General features: G+C 52.4%; 7 protein-coding genes and 4 tRNA genes. 2 read left to right on the top strand and 9 right to left on the bottom strand.

Translation table 11 applies throughout. The features are described from left to right. Positions 1 to 112 precede the first annotated feature (112 nt). The 4 genes from gluQRS to thpR form a co-directional block, all read right to left on the bottom strand. A complete protein-coding gene (gluQRS, locus tag ACVA53_RS08475) occupies positions 113 to 1,015 on the bottom strand; it encodes a tRNA glutamyl-Q(34) synthetase GluQRS (RefSeq protein WP_255040843.1) in 903 nt (300 codons plus the stop codon). 125 nt (positions 1,016 to 1,140) lie between these two features. Then, positions 1,141 to 1,590, bottom strand: a complete 450-nt coding sequence (dksA, locus tag ACVA53_RS08480; RefSeq protein ID WP_107349982.1) for an RNA polymerase-binding protein DksA — start codon at positions 1,588 to 1,590, stop codon at positions 1,141 to 1,143. Positions 1,591 to 1,726: 136 nt separating this feature from the next. Further along, positions 1,727 to 2,440, bottom strand: a complete 714-nt coding sequence (sfsA, locus tag ACVA53_RS08485; protein ID WP_255040844.1) for a DNA/RNA nuclease SfsA — start codon at positions 2,438 to 2,440, stop codon at positions 1,727 to 1,729. A 17-nt stretch (positions 2,441 to 2,457) separates the two neighbouring features. Beyond that, positions 2,458 to 3,135: an RNA 2',3'-cyclic phosphodiesterase gene (gene thpR / locus ACVA53_RS08490; protein WP_446504886.1), complete on the bottom strand. Its 678-nt coding sequence runs from the start codon at positions 3,133 to 3,135 to the stop codon at positions 2,458 to 2,460. 39 nt (positions 3,136 to 3,174) lie between these two features. Between thpR and hrpB the strand changes: the two genes are divergently transcribed. Continuing rightward, positions 3,175 to 5,640: an ATP-dependent helicase HrpB gene (hrpB, locus tag ACVA53_RS08495; RefSeq protein WP_446504887.1), complete on the top strand. Its 2,466-nt coding sequence runs from the start codon at positions 3,175 to 3,177 to the stop codon at positions 5,638 to 5,640. 12 nt (positions 5,641 to 5,652) lie between these two features. Further along, the gene (gene mrcB / locus ACVA53_RS08500; protein WP_446504888.1) at positions 5,653 to 8,109 is read left to right on the top strand and encodes a penicillin-binding protein 1B; all 2,457 of its coding nucleotides are present in this window, start codon (positions 5,653 to 5,655) and stop codon (positions 8,107 to 8,109) included. Positions 8,110 to 8,211: 102 nt separating this feature from the next. On the opposite strand, the gene ACVA53_RS08505 is transcribed toward mrcB, so the two are convergent. The 5 genes from ACVA53_RS08505 to ACVA53_RS08525 form a co-directional block, all read right to left on the bottom strand. Beyond that, on the bottom strand, positions 8,212 to 9,468 hold the full coding sequence (locus ACVA53_RS08505; protein WP_446504889.1) for an HD-GYP domain-containing protein: 1,257 nt from the start codon (positions 9,466 to 9,468) through the stop codon (positions 8,212 to 8,214). A 148-nt stretch (positions 9,469 to 9,616) separates the two neighbouring features. Beyond that, positions 9,617 to 9,692, bottom strand: a tRNA-Thr gene (locus tag ACVA53_RS08510). 44 nt (positions 9,693 to 9,736) lie between these two features. After that, positions 9,737 to 9,812, bottom strand: a tRNA-Asn gene (locus tag ACVA53_RS08515). Positions 9,813 to 9,818: 6 nt separating this feature from the next. Next, positions 9,819 to 9,894, bottom strand: a tRNA-Phe gene (locus tag ACVA53_RS08520). A 37-nt stretch (positions 9,895 to 9,931) separates the two neighbouring features. Then, positions 9,932 to 10,007: transfer RNA gene (locus tag ACVA53_RS08525), tRNA-Thr, on the bottom strand. Position 10,008 lies beyond the last annotated feature (1 nt).

Raw genomic sequence — 10,008 nt, forward strand, 5'->3', positions numbered from 1 at the left:
ATTTTAGAATCCTAGCGCTTGTTTCCTTGCATAATGAGGCCTTTTTAAGCCACTTTGAGGTAAACAAGGCGGTTAACTGTTAGCTCGGCGACAATACTGCAGGCGCTTGGTTTCATCCGTGTGAAGGGTGAGACGGGGCCAGGGTAATCGCCGTTGTTTGTGGCAGGTTTGACAGCTGCCAATGGGCAATGCCCCAAAGCAGGATATCGCGGGTTGATGAGCTGGCCAGATCAACCGGCGGCTGCATGCCCAGAAAACGTATTGCTTCGATAAGGGCTGGCCTTGGGTCAGCCTTGTCGATTGCCGGGGCATGGTTCTGCTTTGATAGCTTGTTGCCATTCTCTGTCACTGCCAGTGGCAGGTGCAGATAATTTACTTCTGGTTGGCCGAGTAGGCGGTATAGCCCAATCTGGCGGCCGGTTGGTTCAATTAAATCGGCGCCGCGAACCACTTCAGTTATACCTTGCTCGATATCATCCAGCACTACAGCCAGATTATAGGCGAATAGGCCATCGCGGCGGCGGATAATAAAGTCTTCCTCAGCCAACGGGGCAGGGATGCTGATATGGCCATGCAGCAGGTCGTCGAAAGCCAGCACGGGGGCATCAACTTTGAGACGGATAGCATTGCCAGCCGAATCCAACTGCTTGTCCCGGCAGGTGCCTGGGTAGTAGCCCCCTGCTTGCTTGATTTGCTTACGGGTACATTGGCAGTAATACGCTTGCTGGTGGTCAAGCCAGCTCTCTATCTGGGCTTGATACGCGTCGTGGCGCTGGCTTTGGTACATGATACCGCCGTCCCACTCGAGGCCATAGGCTTCAAGAGTGCGTAGGATATCATCCGCAGCACCGGGCATTTCCCGTGGTGGATCCAGATCTTCCATCCTGACCAACCAGGTGCCTTGTTTTGCTTTGGCCTGAAGGTAGCTACCAAGGGCGGCAACCAGTGAGCCGAAGTGTAGTGGACCTGATGGAGAGGGGGCGAAGCGACCGATATATTGCTTGATTGTACTCATAAGAAAATCACTATACCAAACTGAATATTACTCTCTGTTTGGCCAGAATAGTTTTCAGTTTGGCATTAAACGAAAAAGGGAGCTTGGCGCTCCCTCTTGACTATCGTGGTGCTGTACGTAGTGTACTAGCCGGCCATCTGCTTCTCTTTGATTTCAGCTAGCGTCTTACAGTCGATGCATAGATCAGCTGTTGGACGGGCTTCCAGACGGCGGATGCCAATTTCAATACCACAAGATTCACAGAAACCAAAATCATCATCTTCAATGCGTTGAAGTGTCTTTTCGATTTTCTTGATTAGCTTGCGTTCGCGATCTCGGTTGCGTAGTTCCAGACTGAACTCTTCTTCCTGAGCTGCTCGGTCAACAGGATCTGGGAAGTTAGCCGCTTCATCCTGCATGTGGTTTACAGTACGATCAACTTCTTCGCGTAGCTGGTTGCGCCAGGCATCAAGAATCTTACGGAAGTGCTCTAGCTGAGCTTCACCCATGTATTCTTCGCCAGCTTTTTCCTGGTAAGGTTCAACCCCAGCAATAGCCAGGATGCCTAGCGATTTTTTAACGTTGCTCTCTGGCATATAGCATCTCCTAATATACCTAATAACCGTCACTGGTTAAATTTGGGCGGTATCTATAGCAGAAAGGACGAGGTGTGGCAATTGCTGCATATATTCAATTTTATACCAATGTGAAGAAAGCATCACTTTGAGGTAGTTAGTGGTTGAATTTTATGCAATGGTCAAGATAGAGTTCCGTTGGTTTCAATACCGCCTTGTAACACAAGATCTCTACGCCAGCCCGTTCTGCTTGCTTAATTAATGAAAAGTAATCCGGGTCTATATGGTGTGCCACGGATACTTTTTCAATCCCCGAATGTAAAATGGCGAAAAAAAGTATGGCACGCTCACCATTTTGTGCCACTTCTATTAGTTCCCTAAGGTGTTTTTGACCTCGGGTGGTGACGGCATCCGGAAAGTACCCTTGCCCTTCCTTTCCTTGTTCCAGCAGGGTGACACTTTTCACCTCGATGTAACAATTCGGCTTTTCCCCGTCTTGTAATAAAATATCTATCCTGCTGTTTTCACTACCATACTTAACTTCGGTGCGGAGTGATGCATAGCCTTCCAATTCTGTGATGGCATTCTTGTTAATTGCCTCTACCACTAACCGATTGGCCTGTGCTGTGTTGACGCAAATACTGTGCCCTTCTGGTGTTTGTGATAATTCCCAGCTATGTGGATATTTTCGCTTCGGGTTATCGGACGTCGAGTACCATACGGTGTTGCCCGGTTCGGCACACCCTGTCATGGCTCCGGTATTGGCACAATGGATGGTCGTCGTAGAGCCGTCAGGCAGAGTAATATCGGCGAGAAACCGTTTATAGCGTTTGATAAGGGTCGCTGATTGCAATGGCGGGGTGAACTTCATGCCTTGTCCTTTGGTTATTATTGATAACGGCTGGCGAGGGGCCACTGTCCGAGGCGTAGGTACTGGACGCTTTGGTGGCCGTTATGGCTGACTGGTTTGGAAATATACAGGCCAAAGTGATTGAAGTGAAAATCTATTTTGTCGAATGCTGGTAGTGATTCTGGGCGCCGAGCGACGGACTTGGCAAGGGTGACATGGGGCCTGTAGGGACGTGACTCTTGTTCGAGGCCGCAGTCTAGGGCTAAGGCTTTAAGTTGCAGTGCCAAGCTCAGCAGGGCCCTCGGAGGTTGTTCTGGGGCTATCCAGATGACTTTGCTGCGCTTCCAGTACCCTAATGTGTTCAGTTGCAAAGAAAAGGCCTGTGGGGGCCTGAGTTGCTCGGTGGCGGCCACAACGGCATCGGCCTGTTCGGCGGTGACCATACCAAGAAAGGCCAGGGTGATATGGAGGTTATCCTCACTGACCGGGCGGCCGAACTGGCCACAATCGCTCGACAGGTGGGCAAGGCGACGAAAAGCCTCGCCGTTGCGATCGGGGGCTAACGCAAAGAACAGGCGCTGTTTTTTCTCTTTCATAGGGTGAATACCAAAATGAGTAATATCCTGACTTATCAGCGAGAATGAAAAGGTACAGGGGCAAGGCGCTTGATTGCCGGTGTATTCAGAACCATCAAAATCAACTGGTATAAGGTACAATGGCCAAGCCTAAATTGAATATGACACAAGGTGTTCCCATTGTCACAACTGCCTATTGATGACGTGCTTCCTGCACTGCTGACCCAACTCGATGCCTGCGCGCAACTGATCCTCAAAGCCCCGCCCGGTGCAGGTAAGTCGACTCGCTTGCCTCTGGTGCTGCTGCAGCAGGAGGCTGTTGCAGGCAAGATAGTGATGTTGGAGCCGCGTCGGTTGGCCGCGAGGAACATTGCCCGTTACCTCGCCTCCCAGCTTGGTGAGCAGGTCGGGGAAACTATTGGCCTGCGGGTCAGGGGCGAAACCCGGGTCAGTAGCAAGACTCGGCTGGAGATTGTTACCGAAGGGGTGATGACCCGGATGCTTCAGCAAGATCCTGAGTTGACGGGGATTGAACTGCTGATTTTCGATGAGTTCCATGAACGCAGTATCCATGCCGATACGTCTTTGGCGCTGGCGCTAGAAGTACAAGAAGCGCTGCGCGACGATCTTAAATTGTTGGTGATGTCAGCGACGCTGGATGCTGATGCCCTGACCGACCTATTACCACAGGCGGGCTATATCGAATCTGAGGGGCGCAGTTTCCCCGTCGAGCTGCGCTACAAGAAACTCGCTGAACAGACCTGGCTCATAGAGGCTACAGCCCGTGAAATTTCTGCCCTGCTGTCTGCCGAGTCAGGCTCGATGCTGGTATTTTTACCGGGGGCTGGGGAGATCCGCCGCTTGGCTGAGCAGCTTGAAGGCCATCTCGGTGAAGATGTTCTGGTGTGTCCGCTCTATGGCCAGCTTACTGGCAGCCAGCAGCAGCAAGCTATTACCCCGGCCCCGAAAGGTCAGCGTAAGGTGGTGCTGGCAACCAATATTGCCGAAACCAGTTTGACCATAGAAGGGATCAGAATGGTAGTGGATTGTGGGCTGGAACGTATCGCCCTGTGGGATCCGAAAACTGGGATCAGCCGGCTTGAGTCGGTGCGTATAGCCCGATCTTCTGCCGAGCAACGGGCCGGTCGTGCTGGCCGTTTGGAGCCGGGGATTTGTTTACGGCTCTACAGCGAGGAGATGCTGTTACGTCAGCCAGCCACCCCGCAACCGGAGATCTTACGGGCTGATCTCACTTCGCTGGCGATGGAGCTGGCACAATGGGGATGTCAGTCAGCCGCTGAGCTGCATTGGCTGGATTTGCCACCAGCCCCTGCTCTGAAACAAGCCCATACACTATTGGTGAACTTGGGGGCTTTGGATGACGCAGGTCGTATGACAGAGATGGGCACGGCGATACAGACGTTGGGTGTCGATCCCCGCCATGCGGCGATGTTACTGATGGCGCAACAGCATGGAGAGCAGGCGATGGCAACCGCCGCTCTGATCGTAGCCCTGCTTGAAGAGCCGCCTAGGGGCAACAATAACCCGGATTTGCACTTTCAGCTCAACCTTGTTGAGAGCGGTAAGCAACCGCGCAGCAAGGCTTATCTGCAGCGGGCTTCCCAGCATTTAGCAAAGCTGGGCGCCAAGCAAGCGAGGCTCAACGTTGCCAGCGAGTGGATCGCTCCTTTGTTGGCTGCCGGCTTCCCGGACAGGATCGCCTTGTCCCGTGGCAAAAACAGCCGCTATCAGCTGGCCAACGGGCAAGGGGCAATGATGATGCCGGATGAGCCGCTGGCTGACGAAGAGCTGCTGGTGGTTGCCGACATCGTCAAAACCCGGCAGGGTGATAGCCGGATTTTTTCTGCGGTACCGGCCCATTTGGCCGATCTGCAGCAAAGGTTACCGCATTTGTTTACGCGGCGAGAGTGGCTAGATTGGGATGACAAAAAAGGGCGGCTGACTGCCGAGAAACATCTGTGCTGTGGCAAACTGGTACTTGAGCGCCAACCGATGGGGGAGCCGGATCCAGCCAAGGCCAGCGAAGCGCTGCTCAATGCTGTGCTTCGCAAGGGGCTAGGGGTCTTACCTTGGAACAAAGCATCGGAAGCGTTGCTGACCCGTGCCCGTTGTGCCGCTGAGTGGTTGCCTGAACTGGGTTTGCCTGCGCTGGACGATGATGCCCTGTTGGCAGAAGCTTCAGAATGGCTATTGCCGTATATGAATGGGATGAAAACCCTCAAGTCCCTAGAGCGACTTGATGTGATGGCTGCATTGGAAGCACGGCTAGGCTGGGACAAGAAACAAAAGCTTGATGCTGCATTGCCTACCCACTACACCGTACCGACCGGATCTCGCTATGCAATCCGCTACCAGCAGGGGCTGTACCCGGTACTGGCGGTCAAGTTGCAGGAAATGTTTGGCGAAAAAAACTCGCCGCTGATAGCCAATGGTAAAGTTGCCGTGGTGTTGGAACTGCTATCACCGGCCCAAAGACCATTGCAGATCACCCGTGACTTGGCTGCATTTTGGCAGGGGGCGTATCGCGAGGTGCAAAAAGAGATGAAAGGGCGTTACCCTAAACACCCTTGGCCGGATGATCCAGCAAACCATGAACCGACCAAAAAAACAAAAAAATACATGTAGAAAAAGAAGATCATGATGACAGATCAAGCAAGGCGTTCTGTGGCACCGGCCCCTAAAAAGCCGGCCGCGGGAAAGGACGGTACCAAGAAGCCAGTGCGTAAGCGCAAACCCGCGGCTACGAGCCAAAACAAGACAACGGCCAAGAAGCGTCCGGCCAAGACGACTCGCAGTCGCAAGAAGAGCCCAAAAGGGAAGCGTCAGGGTATACCGGGATGGTTAAAATGGCTGGTTGGCTTTGGCCTGAAGGTCTCCATTGCCGTACTTGCAGTGCTGCTGGTGGTCGGGATCTATCTCGACAACATTGTCCGTGATCGTTTTGATGGCCAGCTGTGGAACCTACCTGCTGTTGTCTACGGCCGGGTACTGGATTTGCAGCCGGGACAGGCGATTACGCTCAATGAAGTCCGACGCGAGCTGGATATACTGCAATATCACAAGGTGCGTACCCCGCAGCGCAATGGTGAGTATTCGTCATCATCGACCCGTATTGAGCTGATCCGCCGCCCCTTTGAGTTTGCCGATGGTCCTGAGGGCGCACGGCATATTATGCTGACCTTTGATGGTAGCGAGCTGAAAAGTATTCAGGAAGCGGGAACCAAGCGTCAACTTGGTTACGTACGGATCGAACCCAAGATGCTGGGTATGCTGGAAACCGGAGAAAGTGAACAGCGGTTGTTCTTGCCGCGTGAGCAGTTCCCCGAAGTGTTGGTTGATGCCTTATTGGTGACCGAAGATCGTGACTTCTACCATCATGATGGCGTATCGCCTCTAGCCATTGCCCGTGCCATGGTGGTCAACCTTAAGGCGGGCAGAACCGTGCAGGGGGGAAGTACCCTGACTCAACAGCTTGCCAAGAACATGTTCCTGTCCCGTGAGCGTTCGTTATGGCGCAAGATCCGGGAGGCCTATATCGCCATTATTCTTGATTATCGTTATAGCAAAGATCAGATCCTCGAAGCCTACCTCAATGAAATTTACTTGGGACAAAATGGCGGCAAGGAGGTTCATGGCTTTGGTTTAGGGGCTAGGCTGTATTTCGGGCGTCCGCTACAGGAACTCAGGATCGATCAGCAGGCTCTGTTAGTGGCAATGGCAAAAGGGCCGTCCTACTACAACCCATGGCGTAACCCTGAGCGTGCCAAGCAACGTCGGGACTTGGTGTTGAGATTGATGATGGACAGCGGGATCTTATCCGGTGCGGATTATGAACTGGCGGCATCAAGGCCGTTGGATGTGCAATCCCGACCGATGATCGCCCGTCGCCAGCCAGCATATTTCCAGCAACTGCGGCGTGAGCTTAAGTTGCGGATCGGCAATAACTACACCCCGGGCGTTGGTCTGCGGATCTTCAGTACCCTGGATCCTTTGTCGCAGAAGGAGGCAGAGGATGCGGTGGTCAGCATGGTACCTAAGCTCAAGCAGAAGGCGGGCGTTGGGCTTGAAACGGCACTGGTGGCCGCTGATCGGCGAACCGGTGAGATTCGGGCAATGATCGGCGGCAGTAACCCGGGTTATGCCGGTTTCAACCGGGCACTGGATGCCAGCCGCCAAATAGGTTCGCTGGTTAAGCCAGCTGTCTACCTTGCCGCCTTGCGTCATCCCGAGCAGTTTTCCCTCGCTACAACGGTTGAAGACAAGCCGATTATGCTCAGTGGCAGCAAAGGGAAAAGCTGGCAGCCGCGTAACTATGACCGTAAATTTCGCGGTGAAGTGCCGCTCTACTATGCGTTGGCAAAATCGCTCAACGTCCCTACAGTCAACCTTGGCATGCAGGTTGGGCTGAATGAAGTGATTGATACCATGGTGGATTTGGGCGTAGATCGCGGTGAAGTGCCGAAGCTGCCATCTATCCTGCTGGGGGCTTTTACCTTGACTCCGTTTGAAGTGACCCAGATGTATCAGTCGGTTGCCAGCGGTGGACTAAAAGCCGAACTCACAGCTCTTCGGGCAGTCGTTGATCTGCAGGGTAACCAGCTTTACCAATGGATGCCAAGGGCAAGTCAGGCAGTGCCAGAACAGGCGGCTTGGTTGACCACCTACGGATTGAAAAACGTCGTCTCGCAAGGTACAGCACGCTTTCTTCAGCCCCAGTTTGGTTGGGCGGCCTTGGCCGGAAAAACTGGCACAACGGATAAAAATCGCGATAGCTGGTATGTCGGTGCCGATGGGCGCGAAGTGGTGACGGTGTGGGTTGGTCGCGATGATAACAAACCCGTTAACTTGACCGGATCTGCCGGTGCACTGCGATTGTATAGTGATTACCTCAATCGGCGTCAGCCCGAACGTTTGGCGTTGCCTTGGCCGCAGAAGCTGACCACTGCCAAGTTCAGCCAAATGCCTAATGGCACCTTGGTCAGGGACTGTGCCGGACAGCATTCATTGCCGATGTGGGATCAGGATGGTGCGGTCAAAGGTTACTGTGACGGTAACAAACCGGCAGGTTGGATCAAAGAAATGTTCAGCTGGTGATCCCCATCGAGATAATGTTTTGAACCGTTTTGTTCGTAACAAAAACGCCCCTTTTGGGGCGTTTTTCATCGGTGGGCATCGGCCATGAAATGCTGAGCAGGACTAATCATCAGGATCAAAGTAAAAGGAAATTCGGCTCCGAGGATTTAGGTAACTATGGACCTTCTCCGGCAGTTTGCTTGGATGGATAACTAGCTCGATACGCAGGGGGCTGTCTTCCAAATCAATGATCGGTGCCTCGTTGGAGGGAACGGTTGGGTCATAGAGTAAGATATTAGGCGTCAGCAGACTCTCTGAGTTGACCGAGATCACCAATCCCAATTGCTGGTTTGACAGCTGGACCACGCTGCCTGGTGGATAAACTCCGAGCAAGCGGATAAGCAAGGCCAGATAGTCATTGTTGTACTGCTCTTTTTTATGCTTGAACAAGTAGGAGAGGGCACTGTAGGGGATCTTTGCCTTGGCTGGGTCCTGCGGGTGGCACAGGTTGTCATAGGCATTGACCACAGCAACCAGCTGGGCTTTGGTGTCGATTTGCTCAGCCATAAGCTGTTTGGGGTAGCCGCTGCCATCGAGTAATTCGTGGTGCTGGGTAAGGATGGGCTTGGCCTGCTGTGGAAAGCTATCAGATAAGTTGGCCAAGTCGGCACTGTATTTGGGGTGGAGCTTTAGGTAGTTCTCCTCCGGCTCGGTTAACGGTGTCGTCTTACGGGTAATGGCAGTTGGCACCTTTATTTTGCCCATATCATGAAACAGTGCGCCGATGGCTATCGTCTTGATATCCGGCCCTTCCATACCGCTGGAGCGGGCCAGCATCATCGACATGATAGCGACGTTGAGCGAGTGGCTGTAGATATCTTCATTGTCGCAACCCTCATTCATGAGATGAAGGGCGACATTGTCGGCCTCAAGCAGGGCATCAACCATCTCTTCTACTAACAGCTCGGCTTCCTTGACGGCGGTCATAGGGCGACTTTTAATTTTACCGACAATCGCTCGCAGCTGTGCCATCGAACGGGAAAAGTTCTTTTCACAGCGCTGTAGTTTTAGCTTGTAGTTCTTCAGCTGCTCTATGCGGCCTTGCTTTTCTTGCCATAGCTTTTCAGCTTGTTGTTCGAGAAAGTGGCTCTCGTGCTCGCTGATGGCCTCTAGGGTGTTGTTCGGGTCAAGAGGTTGGCTATCACTTTTTTCAGGGATCAGCAGTACATGCTTTATGCCCAGGTTTTTGATCAGCCGGATTTGCTGACTGTCTTTGATTTTGAAATGGTTCAATAGAAACGGATGATCGGTCCATTGCAAAGGTAGCTTGATATACAGCCCTTCGGTTAAGCGCTCTACTGATAGTTTGATACTGGCCATGATGTCCGGCGCAACCTGTTGATACTCAGATTTAATTCTACCTAACCACGTTAATTTCCCCAATATGCAGCTCAGCGCTTATTGGTTTGAAGAGGGGTAGGGATATTTCAAGCAAAAAAAAACCTCATCAAAGATGAGGTTTCAAAAATGGTGCCGACTACCGGAGTCGAACTGGTGACCTACTGATTACAAGTCAGTTGCTCTACCTACTGAGCTAAGTCGGCAAATTATTTTTATTAACTTAAGCACATTGTGCTCAAGATTTATTTGGCTCCCCCTGCAAGACTTGAACTTGCGACATACGGATTAACAGTCCGCCGTTCTACCAACTGAACTAAGGGGGAATAATATGGTGCCTCGAGGCGGAATCGAACCACCGACACGAGGATTTTCAATCCTCTGCTCTACCGACTGAGCTATCGAGGCAAAAGTAGCGATGGTTAAGTCTCTACTTTGCAAAAGATGGTGCCGACTACCGGAGTCGAACTGGTGACCTACTGATTACAAGTCAGTTGCTCTACCTACTGAGCTAAGTCGGCA

This window comes from Photobacterium sp. DNB23_23_1, from assembly GCF_052873815.1.

Coding starts and splice junctions, on each gene's coding strand:
- gluQRS (WP_255040843.1), bottom strand. CDS start 1,015: ATGAGTACAATCAAGCAATATATCGGTCGCTTCGCCCCCTCTCCATCA.
- dksA (WP_107349982.1), bottom strand. CDS start 1,590: ATGCCAGAGAGCAACGTTAAAAAATCGCTAGGCATCCTGGCTATTGCT.
- sfsA (WP_255040844.1), bottom strand. CDS start 2,440: ATGAAGTTCACCCCGCCATTGCAATCAGCGACCCTTATCAAACGCTAT.
- mrcB (WP_446504888.1), top strand. CDS start 5,653: ATGATGACAGATCAAGCAAGGCGTTCTGTGGCACCGGCCCCTAAAAAG.
- ACVA53_RS08505 (WP_446504889.1), bottom strand. CDS start 9,468: ATGGCCAGTATCAAACTATCAGTAGAGCGCTTAACCGAAGGGCTGTAT.